Origin of the sequence: Bacillus sp. AF62, assembly GCF_050312695.1 — a bacterium.
GTDB lineage: Bacteria > Bacillota > Bacilli > Bacillales > Bacillaceae_G > Bacillus_A > Bacillus_A cereus.
In genome coordinates this window covers 1-266 of record NZ_JBNPJZ010000304.1, presented here as the reverse complement: position 1 = coordinate 266, position 266 = coordinate 1, and the positions used below count along the sequence as shown (strand labels likewise).

The window sequence follows — 266 nt, the reverse complement described above, 5'->3', positions numbered from 1 at the left end:
CTACCCAGTAATGCGAATGGATTGTATTTTGAACGATATTTACCTTGCAGCATCTTTTCATATCCATGTAGGTCCTCGACAATTAGAGTGAATGGAATGTCTTTCGAACGAATTAGCTCGTTTTCAAACGCTGTTTGCGTATCCTTTTGTAAGTTCCCTGTGATTTCATCCATATGTGCTTTTCTTTCTACTCGGCTATCTAAATAGATAGCACGAGGTATTCCTAACTCTTCATTTTTTGGAATCATGCAGCCATAATCACCGGT

The 266-nt window shown here is 38.7% G+C and carries 1 pseudogene; it reads right to left on the bottom strand.

The features are described from left to right. Positions 1-266: pseudogene (locus ACQRBL_RS32850) on the bottom strand (ERCC4 domain-containing protein); the annotation flags it as partial.